General features: G+C 71.7%; 16 protein-coding genes. 10 read left to right on the top strand and 6 right to left on the bottom strand.

What is annotated here, in order from left to right; all coding sequences use genetic code 11:
* Positions 1–104 precede the first annotated feature (104 nt).
* Together V1634_RS27190 and V1634_RS27185 are read right to left on the bottom strand one after the other, a co-directional pair.
* Positions 105–905: an SDR family NAD(P)-dependent oxidoreductase gene (locus tag V1634_RS27190; RefSeq protein WP_331208355.1), complete on the bottom strand. Its 801-nt coding sequence runs from the start codon at positions 903–905 to the stop codon at positions 105–107.
* A gap of 172 nt (positions 906–1,077) precedes the next feature.
* On the bottom strand, positions 1,078–2,262 hold the full coding sequence (locus tag V1634_RS27185) for a zinc-dependent alcohol dehydrogenase (RefSeq protein WP_331208354.1): 1,185 nt from the start codon (positions 2,260–2,262) through the stop codon (positions 1,078–1,080).
* A gap of 290 nt (positions 2,263–2,552) precedes the next feature.
* Between V1634_RS27185 and V1634_RS27180 the strand changes: the two genes are divergently transcribed.
* The 6 genes from V1634_RS27180 to V1634_RS27155 all read left to right on the top strand — a co-directional run bounded on the left by V1634_RS27180 (position 2,553) and on the right by V1634_RS27155 (position 7,939).
* Positions 2,553–3,896: an extracellular solute-binding protein gene (locus tag V1634_RS27180; RefSeq protein WP_331208353.1), complete on the top strand. Its 1,344-nt coding sequence runs from the start codon at positions 2,553–2,555 to the stop codon at positions 3,894–3,896.
* Positions 3,897–3,903: 7 nt separating this feature from the next.
* Positions 3,904–4,878, top strand: coding sequence for a carbohydrate ABC transporter permease (locus V1634_RS27175; RefSeq protein WP_331208352.1), 975 nt, complete (start codon positions 3,904–3,906; stop codon positions 4,876–4,878).
* Positions 4,875–5,810, top strand: a complete 936-nt coding sequence (locus V1634_RS27170; RefSeq protein WP_331208351.1) for a carbohydrate ABC transporter permease — start codon at positions 4,875–4,877, stop codon at positions 5,808–5,810. Before V1634_RS27175 ends, V1634_RS27170 begins: the two co-directional genes overlap by 4 nt.
* 115 nt (positions 5,811–5,925) lie before the next feature.
* Positions 5,926–6,342, top strand: coding sequence for a CBS domain-containing protein (locus V1634_RS27165; protein ID WP_331208350.1), 417 nt, complete (start codon positions 5,926–5,928; stop codon positions 6,340–6,342).
* Positions 6,343–6,612: 270 nt separating this feature from the next.
* On the top strand, positions 6,613–7,572 hold the full coding sequence (locus tag V1634_RS27160) for a TIGR03557 family F420-dependent LLM class oxidoreductase (RefSeq protein ID WP_331208349.1): 960 nt from the start codon (positions 6,613–6,615) through the stop codon (positions 7,570–7,572).
* Between the two features lie 61 nt (positions 7,573–7,633).
* Positions 7,634–7,939: a hypothetical protein gene (locus tag V1634_RS27155; RefSeq protein WP_331208348.1), complete on the top strand. Its 306-nt coding sequence runs from the start codon at positions 7,634–7,636 to the stop codon at positions 7,937–7,939.
* Positions 7,940–8,059: 120 nt separating this feature from the next.
* Here the strand turns inward: V1634_RS27155 and V1634_RS27150 are convergent, their stop codons facing one another.
* The 3 genes from V1634_RS27150 to V1634_RS27140 all read right to left on the bottom strand — a co-directional run bounded on the left by V1634_RS27150 (position 8,060) and on the right by V1634_RS27140 (position 12,044).
* Positions 8,060–10,537 carry a glycoside hydrolase family 65 protein gene (locus tag V1634_RS27150; protein ID WP_331208347.1) on the bottom strand — a complete coding sequence of 826 codons (2,478 nt, stop codon included), beginning with the start codon at positions 10,535–10,537 and terminating at the stop codon, positions 8,060–8,062.
* A 41-nt stretch (positions 10,538–10,578) separates the two neighbouring features.
* Positions 10,579–11,559, bottom strand: coding sequence for a PfkB family carbohydrate kinase (locus V1634_RS27145; protein WP_331208346.1), 981 nt, complete (start codon positions 11,557–11,559; stop codon positions 10,579–10,581).
* Between the two features lie 125 nt (positions 11,560–11,684).
* Positions 11,685–12,044, bottom strand: coding sequence for an STAS domain-containing protein (locus V1634_RS27140; RefSeq protein WP_331208345.1), 360 nt, complete (start codon positions 12,042–12,044; stop codon positions 11,685–11,687).
* Between the two features lie 215 nt (positions 12,045–12,259).
* Here V1634_RS27140 and V1634_RS27135 point away from each other — a divergent pair, with 215 nt between their 5' ends.
* The 4 genes from V1634_RS27135 (at position 12,260) to V1634_RS27120 (ending at position 16,097) form a co-directional block, all read left to right on the top strand.
* Positions 12,260–14,032, top strand: coding sequence for a glycoside hydrolase family 15 protein (locus V1634_RS27135; protein WP_331208344.1), 1,773 nt, complete (start codon positions 12,260–12,262; stop codon positions 14,030–14,032).
* A 370-nt stretch (positions 14,033–14,402) separates the two neighbouring features.
* Positions 14,403–15,179: a hypothetical protein gene (locus tag V1634_RS27130; RefSeq protein WP_331208343.1), complete on the top strand. Its 777-nt coding sequence runs from the start codon at positions 14,403–14,405 to the stop codon at positions 15,177–15,179.
* Positions 15,180–15,273: 94 nt separating this feature from the next.
* The gene (locus V1634_RS27125) at positions 15,274–15,735 is read left to right on the top strand and encodes an SRPBCC domain-containing protein (protein ID WP_331208342.1); all 462 of its coding nucleotides are present in this window, start codon (positions 15,274–15,276) and stop codon (positions 15,733–15,735) included.
* 2 nt (positions 15,736–15,737) lie between these two features.
* On the top strand, positions 15,738–16,097 hold the full coding sequence (locus V1634_RS27120; protein ID WP_331208341.1) for an ArsR/SmtB family transcription factor: 360 nt from the start codon (positions 15,738–15,740) through the stop codon (positions 16,095–16,097).
* 120 nt (positions 16,098–16,217) lie between these two features.
* On the opposite strand, the gene V1634_RS27115 is transcribed toward V1634_RS27120, so the two are convergent.
* On the bottom strand, positions 16,218–17,048 hold the full coding sequence (locus V1634_RS27115; protein ID WP_331208340.1) for a TetR/AcrR family transcriptional regulator: 831 nt from the start codon (positions 17,046–17,048) through the stop codon (positions 16,218–16,220).
* Positions 17,049–17,072: the final 24 nt, after the last annotated feature.

Below are 17,072 nucleotides of genomic sequence, written 5' to 3'. Positions count from 1 at the left end.
CGGCGGTGTGGGGGTGAAAGTTGCGGACCGGTGCCGCCCGGCCCGCCCAGTGGCCCGTCCGGTTCGGTCGGGGGCTCAGTCGGGGGTTGGTTCGGCCGGGCGGCTCAGTCGCCCGCCGACCCGGGCCGGGAGAGCCGGGAGTGCAACTCCGCCTTGACCCGCTCGGGGAGCAGCTTGGCCGCGCCGGCGAGCAGCCGGTTGTGCACCGAACCGGCGACGACGTGGTCCTTGCCCGCCATCATGGCCTCGAACCCGTGCCGGGCCACCTCGGCCGCGTCGTCCTTCGGGCCGGCACCGAGCCTGGTGTCGCGCATGTCGGCACGGTCGAAGAACTCGGTTTCGGTCGCCCCCGGCATCAGCGCGGTCACGGTGACCCCCGAATCCTCCAGTTCGTTGCGCAGCGCCTCCGAGAACGAGAGCAGGAACGCCTTGGAGGCGGCGTACCCGGCCTCGAAGGGCCCGGGCTGGGTGGCGGCGATCGACGAGGTGAACATGACCCGACCGGTGCCCCGGGCGACCATCTGCGGTATCCCGAGCTTGGCCAGGTGCACCGCCGACCGTACGTTGAGGTCGATCAGCCGCAGTTCGTCGGCGAGGTCCGTCTCGGCGAACCTGCCGTTGACGCCGATACCGGCGTTGATCACCAGGGCGTCGAGGGGGCGACCCGTCGCGAGGACCCGGTCGTACGCCTGCTGGACGCCGTCGGGCGTCGCCAGGTCCGCCTGTACGGGCTCGACGGTGACGCCGAGCGCCTCGACGTCCCGGGCGGCCTCGCGGATGCGGTCGTCCTCGGCGACGACGACCAGGTCGAAGCCGTGCCGGGCGAACTCCTTCGCCAACTCGTAGCCGATGCCGGTGGATGCGCCGGTGACCAGGGCGAGCGGCCGGCCGGAGGTGTCGGTCATGTCGGTGCTCCCTGATGGTCTGAGAAACGGTCCGCCGCGACGCTCGGCGCCGGCCGCGGAGCCCGCCGCGAGTCTGTCGGGTCGGATGATGCCCCGCCGGCCCCGCGCTAAACCGTTACCCGTACCGCACGGGCGCGGGACCGGCGTCGCTGCGGGGCCGGCGTCGACGTCGCTACGGGGTCAGCACCACCTTGATGCAGCCGTCCGTCTTCTTCTGGAACATCTCGTAGCCCTCGGCCGCCCGATCCAACGGCAGCCGATGGGTACGCAGGTCCTGCACGCCGAGCGGATCGTCCTCCCCGGCCAGCAGCGGCATGATCTCGTCGGTCCAGCGGCGTACGTGTGCCTGTCCCATCCGCAGTTGGACGCCGCGGTCGAACATCTCCATCAGCGGCATCGGGTCGAGTTCCCCACCGTAGACGCCGGAGAGGGAGACGGTGCCGCCCCGGCGTACCGACTTGACCGCGGCGTGCAGGACGCTGAGCCGGTCCACTCCGAACCGGTCCGTCATCGACCGCGCCACCGCGTCCGGCAGCATGCCGACCGTGGTCTGGGCGAGCCTGCCCCACGGGGAGCCGTGCGACTCCATCCCGACCGCGTCGATCACCGCGTCCGGCCCCCGGCCGTCGACCAGGTCGATGAGGGCGCCCGGCACGTCGTCGAGATCGCTGACGTCCACCGTTTCCACGCCGTGCCGCCGGGCCATCGCCAGCCGCTCCGGCACGAGGTCGAGCCCGATGACCCGGGCGGCGCCGAGATGGCGGCCGACCCGGGCGCAGAACTGCCCGACCGGCCCGAGACCGAAGACGGCGAGCGTGCCGCCCGGCGGTACGTCGGCGTACCGCACCGCCTGCCACGCGGTGGGCAGGATGTCGGAGAGGTAGAGGTAGCGCTCGTCCGCACCGGTCGCCGGCACCTTGACCGGCCCGAACTGCGCGTGCGGGACCCGCAGGTACTCCGCCTGGCCGCCCGGCACCGAGCCGTAGAGGGAGGTGTAGCCGAACAGCGCCGCGCCCTTGCCCTCGGACCGGACCTGGGTCGTCTCGCACTGGGCGTAGAGCTGGCGCTCGCACATCCAACACGAGCCACAGGAGATGTTGAAGGGCACGACCACCCGGTCACCGGGACGGAGCCGGTCCACCGCCGAGCCGACCTCCTCGACGATGCCCATCGTCTCGTGGCCCAGGATGTCGCCCGGTTCCAGGTAGGCGCCGAGCACCTCGTAGAGGTGCAGGTCGGAGCCGCAGATGGCGGTCGAGGTGACCCGGATGACCGCGTCGGTCGGTTCCTCGATCCGTGGGTCCGGCACCTCCGTCACCCGCACGTCACGCTTGCCCTGCCAGGTCAACGCCTTCACCGTGTCCGCCTCCCGTCGACAGTTGGGGATGGCGGAAGTGCTACCCGAGTGCCCGATGCGCCAACCCGCGTCGCCGTCCCAGGTGACACCTGACGCCGAACCTACTCCGCAGGGTCACGCCCCAGGTCGCGGAGAGTCACCCGGTGGTCGTGCCCGCCGCGCCCCCGCCGACGGGAGATGGTGCAGATCACGCGGGAGGAACCGGTCGAGCGTTTCAACGGGACGGCCCGGTGGAAGTAGTCACCCGCCGCGTTGCCCGGGTCGGCCGGGAACGCGGGGGAGGGGGCGTCATGCGCAGATACCCGGGCCTGGCGGCGACGTTGGCGCTGCTGCTCGGCGTCACCGGTTGCGGCGGGGTGGGCGGCACCGGTGACGACGGCGGCACCGGCGGGTCCGGCCGGCTCACCACCCTCGGCTTCAGCCTCTCGGACGAGATCGCCACCAGCCGGGTCGACGCCTTCAAGCAGGCACACCCGGAGATCACTGTGGAGATCACCGAGGGTGGTTTCGACGAGCAGCAGTTCCTCTCGGCGGTCGCCGACGGCAACCCGCCGGATCTGGTCTATCTGGACCGGAAGCTGATCGGCACCTACGCCACCCGGGGCGCGGTCACCCCGCTCACCGACTGCGTGCGCGAGCACGGCATCGACCTCGACCAGTACCGGCCGGTGGCCCGCCAGCAGGCCACCCTGGACGGTGTCCTCTACGGCATCCCCGAGTTCTACAGCGTCCGCGTCGTCTACCTGGACGAGGCCGTACTCCGGCAGGCCGGCCTCACCCCCGACCAGGTCGACCTGGCGAACTGGGCCGGGCTGCCGGCCCTGACCGACCGGCTCGCCGGGGTCTCGAACGGCCGTCTCACCCGGATCGGCATCGACCCGAAGATCCCCGAGTTCCTGCCGCTCTGGGCCAAGGCCAACGGAGCCGACCTGCTCTCCGCCGACGGGCGGACCGCCCGGCTCGACGACCCCAAGGTGCTGGAAGCGCTGCAGACCACGTACGGGTTGCTCCAGCGGCAGGCCGGCTGGGACAGGTTCAAGGGCTTCCGAGACACCTTCGACTTCTTCGGCGCGGACAGCCCGCTGGCCCGGCACCAGCTCGGGGTCTGGCCGATGGAGGACTGGTTCCTCAACCAGGTGGCCAAGAACACCCCGGACGCGCAACTGGTCGTCAAGCCCTTCGTCGACCGGCAGGGCAAGCCGCTCACCCTGGTCACCGGCCAGAGCTGGGCGATCCCGAAGGGCGCGAAGAATCCCGACGCGGCCTGCGAGTTCGCCAAGCAGATGACCGCGACCGAGACCTGGGTGGCGGCGGCGAAGGCGCGGGTCACCGCCCGGCAGGCGAGCGGGGCGCCCTTCACCGGCCTCTACACCGGCAACGCGGAGGCGGATCGCCGGATCATGTCGGAGATCTACCGCCCCAGCGGCAATCCCCGGTTCGACAGCGCCGTACAGACCATCCTCTCCGTGCAGGAGCACGCCTTCACCGTTCCGGCGTCCCGGGCCGGCGCGGAGTTCGACAAGGCGTGGATGGACGCGGTCAACCGGGTGCTGTCGGGGCAGAGCGACCCGGCCGAGGCGCTGCGCCGGGCGCAGTCCGAGGCGACCGCCGCGCTGGACCGGGCCGCGAAGTAGACCGACGATGGCGACCACCACCGTCGAGGTCCCGGCGGCCGACCGGGCCGCCGGGCCCCGCCGGCGCCGCCGGATGAAGCCGCTGGCCCGCCACGAGATGCGCTGGGCGTACGTCTTCATCGCGCCCTGGCTGGTCGGCCTCCTGGTCTTCCAGGCCGGCCCGATGCTGGCCAGCCTCTGGCTCAGCCTGACCGAGTACGACGTGGTCAGCGCGCCGACCTGGACCGGGCTGGACAGCTACCGGCGGATCGCCGAAGACCCGACGGTGCTGCGCAGCCTCACCAACACGCTCTACTACACCGTGCTGCACGTGCCGCTCACGATGGCGGTCTCGCTCGGCCTGGCGATGCTGCTGCTGCGGGTCGGCCGGTTGCAGGGCTTCTTCCGTACCGTCTTCTACCTGCCGGTGATGACTCCGGCGGTGGCGATCGGGGTGCTGTTCCTGCTGCTGCTCAACACCCAGGACGGTCTCGTCAACCGGGGCCTGGCGGCCGTCGGCGTCGACGGCCCGGCCTGGACCACCGACCCGGACTGGGTGATGCCGGGAATCGTCCTGATGAGCCTCTGGAGCCTCGGTTCGACCGTGGTGATCTACCTCGCCGCGTTGCAGAACGTGCCGCGCGACCTGTACGAGGCGGCGGACATCGACGGAGCCGGAGCCTGGGCGCGCTTCCGGCACGTGACCGTACCGATGATCTCGGGGTCGCTCTTCTTCACCCTCGTCGTGAACACGATCGCCTCGATCCAGATGTTCACCGAGGTCTACACGATGTACTTCGGGAACCGGGAGACGCAGAAGGCGTTCAACTCCGATGCGGCGACGTTCTACGTGATCCGGCTCTTCCAGGAGGCGTTCCAGTTCCTGCACATGGGCTACGCCTCGGCGATGGCCTGGCTGCTCTTCCTGGTGATCCTCGCCATCACGGCAGTGCAGGTACGGCTCTCCCGGCGGTTCGTCTACTACGAGGGGCGGGACCGATGACCGAGACCGCGACCCGGGCCGGCGACGCCCTCGTCGTACCGCCGGCCCACGGGGGAGCGCTGTCCCCCGGTCGGGCCGGGGCGGCGCCGGAGCGGGCGACCGCCCGTTCCTGGTGGCGCCGGCTGCCGTTCGTCCTCGCGCTGGTCGGCGCGGCGCTGCTCTTCCTGCTCCCGTTCGCCTGGCTCGTCACCGCCTCGTTGCGCCCGCGCGAGTACATCTTCTCCGCCGGGCTCCTGCCGCTGCCCTTCGCCCCGGAGAACTACTCGGAGGCATGGTCGGCGATACCGCTGCTGAGTTGGCTGTTCAACAGCCTGGTGGTCGGAGTCGCCGCCGCGGCGGCGGTCACCGTCTCCAGTGCCTGGATCGCGTTCGGCTTCGCCTACTTCCGGTTCCCCGGCCGGAACCTGCTGTTCGGTCTGGTCCTCGCCACCATGATGCTGCCGTTCGCGGTCACCATGATCCCGACGTACCTGATCTGGTCGGAACTGCGCCTCACCGGCACCCAGGTGCCGCTCTGGGCCGGCAACCTCTTCGGGTCGGCGTTCTACATCTTCCTGATCCGGCAGTTCCTGCTCTCGCTGCCCAGGGAGTACTTCGAGGCGGCCCGGGTCGACGGGGCCAGCTATCCGCAGCTCTTCTGGCGACTGGCGTTCCCGTTGATCCGGCCCGCGCTGCTGGTGGCGTTCGTCTTCGAGTTCAAGGCGAGCTGGACCGACCTGATCAAGCCGTTGATCTATCTGCGCGACGAGGAGCTGTACACCCTGCCCCGGGGACTGAAGGTACTGCTGGACCGGTTCGGGTACGGCGGCGAACAACAGTGGGAGATCGTCCTCGCCGGCAGCGTCATCGCCACCGTACCGATGATCATTCTGTTCTTCCTGGCCCAACGGCACTTCGTCGAGGGCATCGCCACCACCGGCCGCAAGGGGTGACCACCGGCCGGCGCGGCTGTGCCGGATCGCCCGTCGCCGATGCGACGACCCGCATCGAATCCGCAGCTTCTGGGTAGGAGGACCGCAAGCCCGTCCCAAGAAGAGGTGATCTGTTATGACAACCGCACGCGAGATCATGACGCCGAATCCCACCTGTGTCGGCGAGAATGACGACATGTTGACGGCCGCCCGCCGGATGTCGGAACTCGGTGTCGGCTCGATGCCGATCTGTGGCAGTGACAACCGGCTGAAGGGCATGCTCACCGACCGTGACATCGTCGTCAAGGTACTCGCCCAGGGGCGTGATCCCGGCAGCGTGACGGCGGGAGAACTCGCCCAGGGCAAGCCGGTGACCATCGGAGCGGACGACGACGCCGAGGAGATCCTCCGCACCATGGGCAGCCACCAGGTGCGCCGGCTGCCGGTGATCGACGGGCACGACCTGGTCGGGGTGGTCGCGGTGGCCGACGTCGCACGGGCGCTGCCGGACCGTCCCGTCGGTGACCTGGTCGACGCCATCTCGCAGGGCTGACCCGAACGCACCACACCGGGTGGACGGCACCTCCGCCGAGCCGGCCGCCCGCCCCGAACCCGGGCTCGACGGTACCGGCGCCGTCGAGCCCATTGGCGTCCGCACCGTCTGGCGTCCGCACCGTCTGGCGTCCGCACCGTCTGGCGTCCGCACCGTCTGGCGTCCGGACCGTCGCCCCGGTACTCCGCCCGGTGCCGACGATCCGGTCGCGATGACTGATTCTCCGACGATCCGGGTAGGGCGAGGGCACCCCTATTCGAGGAGGACGGCATGCGCATCGGCTACTTCCTGTCCAGTGAGGAGTACACCCCGGCCGAACTGCTGGAGCAGGCACGCGGGGCGGAGGCGGCGGGTTTCCAGGGACTCTGGATCTCCGACCACTACCACCCCTGGGTGGACGCGCAGGGGCAGAGCGGGTTCGTCTGGTCGATGCTCGGCGCGCTGAGCCAGGTCTGCTCGCTGCCGGTCACCACCGCCGTCACCTGTCCCACGGTCCGGATCCACCCGGCGGTGATCGCCCAGGCCGCGGCGACCACCGCGGTGCTGCACTCCGGCCGGTTCGTGCTCGGTGTCGGCACCGGCGAGGCGCTCAACGAGCACATCTTCGGCGACGCCTGGCCGAACGCCGCCACCAGGCTGGAGATGCTGGAGGAGGCCGTCGAGGTGATCCGCGAACTGTGGCAGGGCGGGTTCGTGGACCACCAGGGCAAGCACTACCGGGTCGAGAACGCCCGGATCTACACCCGGCCGGAGACCCCGCCGCCGATCTACATCTCCGGCTTCGGGCCGAAGGCCGTCGACCTCGCCGCCAGGATCGGCGACGGCTACATCAGCGTCAGCCCGGACGGAGAGCTGGTCAGCCGGTTCCGGGCCAACGGCGGAGGCGACAAACCGTGCCAGGCCGGCTTCAAGGCGGCGTACGCCAGCAGCGTCGAGGAGGGCGCGAGGATCGCGTACGAACGCTGGCCCAACGCCGGAGTGCCGGGCGAGTTGTCTCAGGTGCTGCCCTCGCCCCGGCACTTCGAACAGGCCGCCCAACTGGTGACCCAGGACCAGGTGAAGCAGGCGTTCGTCTGCGGTGACGACCCGGAAGCCCACCTGGAGATGATCGGCAGATACGCCCAGGCCGGCTTCGACGAGGTCTACGTGGCCAACACCGGACCGCACTACCAGGGACTCTTCGCGCTCTACGCCAAGCACGTCCTGCCGGCCCTCGGCGGTAACGGCTGAACCGGCGACCAGGCCGGGCAAGGGGTGAGTGAACAGCTCCGACGCTGGGTAGTGGGCAGTCATGACGACACATGACGACTCGATCCTGATCGGCGGCCCGCGAGACGAGAGCCTCGTCGCGGCCGGCGACGCCGGGCTGATCGAGCTGGAGATTGACGGACTGATCCACCGGTACATCCGGACGACGGCGACCAGAGAAGTCGGCGACGGCACGTACCGGGTCTACAACTACGACGGGGAGGTGGCGCCGGACGGCGGGAGTTCGGGTTCAGAGAACGCCCGGGACCGGGTGGCGTCCCCGCTGGCCGCCGGCCAGGCCACCGAACTGGCTACCGGCCCGGGTGACCTGTCCGGGTCCCGGTCGTAACGTTCCCCGTCCCGGTCGTAACGTTTTCCCGGCGCCGTCCGGGGCCCGCCGCCGGCAACCGCCCGGCAACCGGCGGCCCCGGGCGGCGTTCGCGTGCCCGACCGGCCGTCGGCAGCGGCGTCACCCGGCTGCCGGAGCCGTCGGACCGGGCCGGGCCGGCGGCGGCGCGGCCTCGTCCGCGTCCGACCCGGCCGGCCGGGTGGCGGTCACCGGCTGCCCGGCCGTGCGGCGTCGGGGAGCCCGGCCCGGCGGTGCGGGGGGTTCCGGGCCGGGGTCGGACAGTGCCGGCAACGGCAGGCGGCGGGACCGACCCGGCCGCAGGCGCAGCGGCGTGCCATGGTGCCGCAGCCGGATCCCCGCCTCGTCGGTCCCGTCCCGCAGCAGGTACGTCGCCGAGTCACCGGTCACGGTGACCCGGAGCCGACAACCCCGCCAGCGCAGCGAGAACTCCAACCGGGTCAGCGCCGCCGGCAGCCGGGGCGCGAACGCGAGTTCGTCGCCCTGGTCACGGAGCCCGCCGAAGCCCGTCACCAGCGCCAGCCAGACGCCGGCGAGCGCGGCGATGTGCAGACCGTCGCGGCTCTGCTCCGGGAAGTCGTGCAGGTCCTGCAAGGCCGAGTCGGCGAGATGGGCGTAGCCGAGTTCCAGGTGCCCCAGTTCGGCGGCGAGGATCGCGTGCGCGCTGGCCGACAGCGACGAGTCGCCGACGGTACGCCGGTGGTAGTAGTCGAAGTTGCGGGCCTTCTGCTCTCGCGTGAACAGCTCGGCGCAGTGCTGCATCGCGAGTACGACGTCGGCCTGCTTGATCACCTGCCGCCGGTACAGCTCCAGGTAGGGGTAGTGCAGCAACAGCGGGTACTCGTCGGATCGGGTGCCGGCGAAGTCCCACTCCTGTAGCGCGGTGAACCCGGCACACTGCTGGTGCACCCCCCGTCCGGCGTCGTACGGCAGGTGCATCGCCTCGGCCGCCCTCCGCCAGGCGGACAGCTCCGCCTGCGCGACGCCGAGCTGCCGGGCCCGCTCCGGCAGCCGGCCGGCGGCGGCGACGGCCCCGAGCAGGTTGTGCCGGGCCATCACGTTGGTGAACAGGTTGTCGTTGCCGAGCGCGGTGTACTCGTCCGGCCCGGTCACGCCGTCGATGTGGAATCCGCCCGCGTCGTCGAAGTGGCCCACCCGGTTCCAGAGCCGGGCCGTCTCGACCAGCAGCTCCAGCCCGGCGTCGTGCAGGAACGTGAGGTCGTCGGTGGCGGCGACGTACCGCAGCACCGCCGCGGCGATGTCGGCGTTGACGTGCAGGGCGGCGCTCCCGGCCGGCCAGTATCCCGAACACTCCCGGCCGTCGATGGTCCGCCACGGAAAGGCCGCCCCGGCCAGCCGCAGTTCGCCGGCCCGCTGCCGGGCCCGGTCGAGGGTGGCGTGCCGCCAGCGCAGCGTCGCCTCGACCGCCTCCGGCCGCAGGTAGCTGAGTACCGGTAGCACGAACGTCTCGGCGTCCCACATGGTGTGGCCGTCGTAGCCGTTGCCGGTCAGCCCCTTGGCCGGCAACGGACGCTGTCCCGCCCGGGCGCTGGCCTGTAGCACGTGGAACAGCCCGAACCGTACGGCCTGCTGAAGCTGCGGGTCGCCATCGACGACCACGTCCGCGTCGTCCCAGAACCGGTCGAGATAGCCCCGCTGGTCGGCGCGGAGTCCCGCCCAGCCACGTCGGTTCGCCTCCGCGAGTGCCGTGGTCGCCTCCGCGATCAGCTCGTCGAGGGGCCGCTGCCCGGACGAGGCGTACCCGACGAGTTTGGTGACCCGGAGCCGCTGCCCCGGCGCGAGTTCGGCCTCGACGGCGACCCGCACCAGATCCGGGCCGGTGTCGACGTCGGCCTCGGCTCGCGGCGGCCCGTCGAGCAGGTGCGTGACGGTGGCGACGATCCGCTGGCCGCTGCGCCGGGTCTGGTGGGCCAGGAGACCGCCGAGACCGTCGGCGGTGTGCCGCTGCGACAGCAGCGGGCGTTCGAGGACGTTCGGGGCCCTCGGGTCGTCGCTGTCCCGTTCGGGCAGGGCCGGGTTGGCCCGCAGTTCCGAGTGCAGCCGGATCCGGACCGGTCGGTCGGTGGCGGCGACCTCGTACCGGATCGCCAGCACCCCGGGGTGGACGAACGAGACCAGCCGGGTACTGCGCACCTCCACCGCCGCACCGGACCCGGCGGTCCAGCCGAACGACCGCCGGAGGATGCCGGCGCGCAGGTCGAGGACGCGTTCGTGCCGGTGCGTGCCGTCGGCCGTCGGCTCGACCGGCTGGCCGTCGACGAAGAGCCGGAACCGGGTTCCCTCCGGCACCCCGACCAGCACCTGGTTCTGTTCCGGGAAGGCGTAGCCGTTCTCCGGGTAGCTGAGGTCGTACTCCTCGAAGCACGAGTTGAGGTAGGTGCCGGGGTTGCCGCTGACGCCGCCCTCCTCGAGCGTGCCGCGTACCCCGAGCCGGCCGTTGGCCAGCGCGAAGACGGACTCCAGGTCGGCCAGGGCACGGTGGCCGAGGCCCTCCTCGCGGATTTCCCAGGTCGGCTCGCCGGGCTCCGGACGGCCGGTCCTGGCGCGTGGTACCGGCATCGTCGGGTGCCGTCTTCCGCTGGCGGGGCCGGTGTCGACGGTCACGCCGGCCCGCCGATCCGCGAGTCCTCGCCTGGCTCCGGGTCGAGCCCCGCCAGCCGCTTCCGCAGCGTGCTGCCGTCGAGCGCCGGGCGGCCTCCCGGATGCCCGACGCTGGCTCCGGCGGCGGCCACCGCATACCGGGCCGCGTCCGGCGGTGGATCACCGCGGAGCAGTGCCACGGTGAGGGCGGCGGTCAGGGCGTCTCCCGCGCCGGTGGTGTCCACGACCCGCTCCTCGGTGAGCGGCACCAGCAGATGTCCCTGGCCCCAGCGACGGTCCGCCCAGACGAAGAGGTTTCCCGCCGGCCCGAGGCCGAGCACGACCAGACCGGGGCCGGCGTGCAGTAGCTGCTCGGCGGCGGCGCGGACCTGCGCCGGGTCGTCGGCGGAGACGCCGGTCAACAGCCCGGTCTCCCGGTCGTCGGCCCGCAGCACGTCGGCGGCGGCCAGCAGCGGCCGGCGGTGCCGGTCGTCGGCCGGGGCCCCGTCGAGGACGAGCAGCCGGCCCGCCTCCCGGGCGAGCCGCGCCGCTGCCAGCGCCGTCTGCGGTGGCTGCTGGAGCTGCACGAGTACGGCGTCGGCGGCGAACGCCTCGGTGGCCGCCAGTACGTCCGCCTCGGTCAGCAACATCTCGTCGGGCAGGTGTTGCAGGTAGCGCCAGCCACCGTCGGCGTCCAGCGCCTCCACGATCAGCCCCGTGCGGGCCCCGACCCGGCGCCGTACCTGCGACACGTCGACACCGTCCCGACGCGCCTGCGCCAGCAGATCGTCACCGACCCGGTCGTCGCCGGCCACGGCGAGCAGGATCGGACGCGCGCCGAGCTGGGCCAGCGCGACCGCCTGGTTGGCGCCCTTCCCGCCGAGCAGCTCGCGCCGGCACCGGACGTCGGCGGCGTTGCCGGCCGGGGGCATCCGGTCGACCACCAGTACGAGGTCGCGGGCCAACTGTCCGACCACCAGAACCTGCGGGATAGCGCTCACGGACGTCCAGCTACCCAGAACCGGCCCGGGCTACTCGACCGGACGAACCTGAACGGCAGCACCCGGAGGTGCGACTCCACATCCGAGGGAGGGGGCCGAGCCTGGGGACCGGCCCGTGAGCCGGCTCAGGTGCCCTCGGTCATGACGGAGAGCAGGCCGGTCAGCTCCAGGACCCGGCGGACGTTCGCCTGGCAGTTCACCACGTTCAGCCCGGCACCCTGGTTGAGCGCCCGGTTGTACGCGCGGACCAGGGTGGCGATGCCGCTGGAATCCAGGAAGGTGACGCCGGCCAGGTCGACCACGACCTTCTCCGGCTTCTGGTCCAGCAGCTCGTCCAGACAGTCCCGTAGGCTGTCGGCGGTGCTCATGTCGATTTCGCCGTCGGCTGCCACCCGGACCTCGGCGCCGTCGCGTACCACCGTCAAGGACAGCTCGGCGGCGGTGGATTCGAGATCCGGGGACATCTCCCACCTTCCGTCCGTCATCGCATCATAATGACACCTGCCGGGACCGGTGACGCGCAGGTCGGCGCTTGGTTCCCCGTCGACCCCGATCCGAACCCACTATGCCCGATCGACACCCGTGCCCGGTCATGGCGGTGGTGACGGCCCGATCACGGTGGCGAACGGGCAGGACGCGCCCCCGGGCCGGGTCCTCCGCCGGGACCACTAACCGGGGCGAAATCGGGTAGTCGCGCGGAATGTCCGAGGCGGCGATCGCCGATTACGGTTTGCTGTCCGACTGCGCCTCGGCGGCGCTGGTCAGTCGGGACGGCTCGGTCGACTGGTGGTGCCCGGGCCGGTTCGACGCGCCGTCGGTGTTCGGGCGGCTGCTGGATCCGGATGCCGGCCACTGGCGGCTCTGCCCGGCGGACGGGGTGGGCGGGCAGGCGGAGCGGGGCTACCTCGACGACTCGCTGGTGTTGCGGACCGTCCATCACACCGTCGGTGGTGACGTCGCGGTCACCGAGGGTCTGGTGGCGGAGCCCGGGGCGCGCGGGCACGAACTCGGGCAGAACTCCCCGATGCTGCTGGCCCGGGTCGTCGAGGGACTGACCGGCAGGGTACGGATGCGGTGCGAGTACGTGCCACGGCCGGAGTACGGGCTGGTCGTTCCGTACCTGCACTGTCGCGGGGACGAGGTGTTGGCCGAAGCCGGTCCGTTGACCCTGGCCCTGCGCAGCCCCGTGCCGCTGGCGTGTGCACACGGCCGGGCGTACGCCGAGTTCGACGTGGTCGCCGGTCAGGTGCTCGGCTTCGACCTGGTCTCCGCGCCGCCCTACGGGCCGCCGCCCCGGCACCTGGAGCCGGTGTCGGCGCTCGCGGAGACCGTCGAGGCGTGGCGGGTGATCCGGGACCTGCACCCCTACCACGGCCGCTATCCGGAGCTGGTGCGGCGCAGTTCGTTGGTGGTGCAGGGCCTGACCTACCGGCCCAGCGGGGCGGTGGTCGCGGCCGTCACCACGTCGTTGCCGGAGCGGCTCGGTGGTGCCGACAACTACGACTACCGGTACGCCTGGCTGCGGGACTTCTTCCTGACCATGCGGGCGCTGTGGGTGACCACGTGTCCGGAGGAGACGGGGCGACTCTTCGGCTGGGCGGCCCGTTCGGCGGGGCGTACGGGTGACGAGCCGGTGCCGATCATGTACGGGGTGACCGGCGAGCGGGACCTGTCCGAGTACTCCCTCGACCACCTGCGCGGGTACGCCGACAGCCGACCGGTCCGGGTCGGCAACGACGCCTGGCGGCAGCGGCAGCACGACGTACCCGGGGTACTGCTCAGCGCGTACCTGCTCCGCGACGCGCTCGGTGACCTGTCGGAGGAGTCCAAGGCGCTGCTGGTTGGCCTGGCCGAGCAGGCCACACACTGGCGGGAACCGGATGCCGGCATGTGGGAGGAACGCGGTCCTGGACGGCACTACCTGGCGTCCAAGGCGCTGTGCTGGGGTGCGCTGGACAGCGCGGTGAAGCTCGCCCCGCTCCTTGGCCCGCGTGCCGACCCCGAGCGGTGGGCCGCCGTCCGCGACGAGATCCGGAGCACGGTACTGCGGGACGGCTGGAACGAGCGGGTCGGCGCCTACACCGGGGTGATCGGCTCGGCGGAGCTGGACGCCTCCGTCCTGGTCCTGCCGGGCTCGGGGATGGTGGCGGCCACCGATCCGAGGATGCGGGCCACGATCGAGGCCATCGCGACGGACCTCAGTACCGAGGGTCTGGTCCGGCGCTGGCCGGACGATCCGGCCGGCTTCGTGGCATGTACGTTCTGGTTGGTCGAATGCCTGGCGATGGCGGGCGAGACCGAGCGCGCCGTCGCGCTGTTCGAACGCACCGCCGCCCGCGCCAACGATCTCGGACTCTTCGCCGAGCAGATCGATCCGCGCACCGGCGCGCACCTCGGCAACACCCCGCTGGCGCTGTCACATGTCGGCCTCATCGGAGCAGCCTGGCGGCTCACCACACCCGGCTTCCTCTGAACCTCGCGGTACCTCCGGCTCTGAATCTCGCGGTACCTCCGGCCCGCCGGGTCCACAGCGACGGTACGTCGTCGGTTCCGGCGGGCCGTTCACCGGGTGGGACGGTCCCGGCGTCCGACGTACAGGCTGGCGGCGCACCAGAGGGCGAGGACGCCCGACAACCATGCCACGACGACGTTGACGGGACGGTTGAATCCAGTTAGGACCTGGCCCACGAACGCGCACGTCATTGCCGTCAGGAGCAGCCATTGGACGGCCCTGGGTATCCTGCTCATGCGGTCACTCCCTCCGATGCCCCCGGTCGGAGAGTCTGGTACCCGACGCCGAGCGGTGGCACTCGTCCCGGCCCGGGTGCTGGGACGATGTGTCCATGAGGCAGAACGCGTCGGTGGTGTCGGCCGGGCCGACCTTGCGGTGGTGGGGCCTGCTGCGGCTCGCTCTGGTCCTGTTGTGGCTGCTCGCGGCGGGCACGGCCTGGTGGCTGGCACCCCGGGAGCAGAGCTACGACCGGGCGAGGGCGGACGTGCTCGCCGGCCGGGTGAGCGCGTACCAGTGGGGTGACGGGTGGGATGTCGATCCCCTGCCGTGGTTCGACGCTCCCAGCCTGCATGCCTCCGGCACCCTGGGCCCGCTGTTCGTGTGGCGAACCCCCGACGGTCGGGTGCACTGGACCGACACCGGGACGTTCGATCAGGTGATCGTCAGCGGGGCCGTCGAGCCTGCGGGCTACTCCGGACCGGGCGCCGTCGGGATCGCCCAGCACCTCCGGGCGGCCGGCCTGGAACACCGAGCCGGCGACGTCCACCCGCTGGGAGCCGTCGCCGTCGCCGGGTTGGGTCTGGTCCTCGCCGCCGTCTTCCTCGGTGTCGTCGTCGCCGGTCCCGCCCCGGTACACGGCACCCGGTGGTTCTGGTTCTGGCTGGTGGCGATCGCACCGTACGGCCTCGGGGTGCTGTTCTGGTTGGCCCGGGACCGCCCGTGGTCGCGGTCGACGGCACCGGTTGGCATGCTCGGCGGCGGCGAACCGCGGGACCGTGGCGCGCTCGGGTTCGGTCTCGGCATCTTCGCCGCGATCCTGGTCGGCGCGGTGCTGCTGTTCCTGCACGATGCCCTCGGCGACCAGTGGGTGCCACGGCCGGGCGGCTGAGCCGGCGGGCGCCGAACCCGCAACCAATGGTTGCGCATTCCCGGTGGGTGCACTAACCTGACGTGCAACCAAACGTTGCGAGAGGGTGGCGAGCATGGAACTGGGAACGATCGAACGAGAGATCCACATCGAGGCTTCGCCCGAGGTCGTCTTCGACGTGGTGAGCAGTCCGGAGCATCTGCGCGGATGGTGGCCGGACGAGGCGGAGTTCCCGGCCGTGCCCGGGGGAGCAGGGCGGATCGGCTTCGGGGACGTGTCGCAGGACGGCACCTGGGAGCAGTTCACCGTTGTCGACGCCGTGCCGTCGCGGCTCTTCTCCTTCCGGTGGACGCACGGTGCGGGCGAGGCGGCCGGTCCGGGCAACTCCTTCCTGGTCGTCTTCGAGCTGGAACCCGCCGGGACCGGGACCCTGCTGCGGATGACCGAGAGCGGCTTCCGCGAGCGCGGCTGGGACGAGGCCAAGGTCGTCGCGGAATACTCCGCGCACGTCACCGGCTGGGACTTCTACCTGCCGCGCCTGCCGACGTACGCGGCGAAGGTCGGGGCGGGGGCGTAGGCGTGACGGTCGACGACGACCTCTGGTCGGCGGTCGGCGATCCGACCCGGCGCCGGATGCTCGACCTGCTGCTGAGCGAAGACGGCGGTACGGCGACCAGCCTGAGCGAGCGGCTGCCGGTGACCCGGCAGGCGGTGGCGAAGCACCTCGTCGTCCTGCACCGGGTCGGCCTGGTACACGGCACGGCCGCCGGCCGCGAGAAGCAGTTCCGCGTCGATCAGGATCAACTCGCCCGCGCCGTCGCCCAGCTCGCCGACGTCGGTGCCGCCTGGGACTCCCGGCTCCAGCGCATCAAGCGCATCGCCGAGACGATCCAGCGCGGCAGGGACGCGGAGCACGGCACCCGGAAGCAGAGACGGTAGCCGGGAACGCGGAGGCGACCCACTCACCGTGGCCCGGGGCTCGGTACACCACGAGCCCCGGGCCACCGGAGTCAGGGTGTGATGGCGATGCCGATCCTGCGGTCGCGTCGCCCGAGGACGTCACGGGCAACCGGCGGACGGAGCCGTCTCCCCGAAGCTGGCCCCCGGGGCATCGGTCCCGGTCATACCGGCCGGCGGGTTCGAGCGGCGGGTGGCGAAGAGCGCGGCGAAGCCGTCGAGCAGGCAGCTCAGGCCGAATTCGAAGGTCTCGTCCCAACCGGCGTCGAAGGCGTCCTCGGCGAGTGCGGCCATCGCCGGGTAGTTGCCGGACGTCATGGCGCGCTCCAGCACCGGCAGATGCTGGCTCCAGAACTCCTCGTCGCTGACACCGCTCTCCTCGGCCGCCGCGTCGTAGAGGATCCGATGCCGGGCGTAGCCGGTGACGAAGCCGTCGAGGGTGATCATCACACTGATCCGCTCCTGGCTGGTGAGACCGAGGTCGGCCAGCGCGGCGACGACGATCTCGGCCCCGGCGAGACTGTTCGGGCCCATCACCGGGCGGGTCCAGTTGACCTGTAGTAGCCAGGGGTGCGCCAGGTGCAGTCGGTACGAGTCGTGGGCCACCGCCGTCAACAGTTCCCGCCAGCCCTTGTCGGCGGCCCGAACCGCCTCGTCGCCCGGACCGCTGACCCTGTCCAGCATCAGCGCGAGGAGTTCCGCCTTGCCGGGGACGTACCGGTAGAGGGTCATCGCACCGACCCCGAGTTCGCCGGCCACCCGCCGCATGGAGATGGCGGCGGTGCCGTCCCGGTCGGCGACGGCGATCGCCGCGTCGACGATCCGGTCCAGGGTCAGTGTCGGTTTCGGTCCACGGGCGGGGCGCTCGGTGCCGCCCCAGAGCAGATCGATGCTGCGTCGCAACTGCTCCGTGGGGCTGAGCTCGCTCGTCATGGTGCGGTCATCCTACAAGTCGGT

It is taken from the genome of Plantactinospora veratri (genome assembly GCF_036421995.1).
Classification (GTDB): domain Bacteria; phylum Actinomycetota; class Actinomycetes; order Mycobacteriales; family Micromonosporaceae; genus Plantactinospora; species Plantactinospora veratri.
This window is presented reverse-complemented; position numbering and strand designations above follow the sequence as displayed.